At 54.6% G+C, this 553-nt stretch carries 1 protein-coding gene; it reads right to left on the bottom strand.

Features of this window, described 5'->3' with window-relative positions; translation table 11 throughout:
* The coding region (locus H1R82_RS14360; protein WP_181821719.1) for an HAD-IC family P-type ATPase at positions 1-553 on the bottom strand (553 nt) is incomplete at both ends.

The raw sequence follows: 553 nt of genomic DNA, 5'->3' as shown, positions 1-553 counted from the left end.
ATCATTTTGTTTTGCGTCAATGTTCCGGTTTTATCCGAGCAAATCACCGTTGCACAGCCCAGGGTTTCCACCGACGGGAGTTTGCGGACGATGGCCTGCCGTTTGATCATCCGTTGTACCCCCAGGGCCAACGCGATCGTCACAATTGCCGGTAACCCTTCGGGAATGGCGGCAACCGCCAAAGAAACCCCGGCAAGGAACATCTGATACACATCATGCCCGTGAATGATTCCGGTCACGACCACCATCGCGGTCAAAATCAGGGACACAACAATCAACACTTTCCCCAGTTGTTCCAACCGGCGCTTCAACGGAGTGTCCGCCCCTTCGGCCGTTTCGATTAAATGGGCGATTCTTCCCATCTCCGTGGCCATTCCCGTGGAAACGACAATGCCTGTTCCACTTCCCCGCACGGCCATGGTCCCCATGTATCCCATGTTTTTCCTGTCGCCGATGGCCACATCCTGCCGCAAGAGCGCTTCGCTTTGTTTTTTGACCGGAACCGATTCCCCGGTCAGGGCTGATTCTTCAACGTATAAGCTTTCCGTATGGA

The organism is Thermoactinomyces intermedius (assembly GCF_013912365.1).
GTDB classification, from domain to species: Bacteria; Bacillota; Bacilli; order Thermoactinomycetales; family Thermoactinomycetaceae; genus Thermoactinomyces; species Thermoactinomyces intermedius.
Note: the sequence above shows the minus strand (reverse complement) of the source record. Positions and strands in the feature narration are given on the sequence as shown.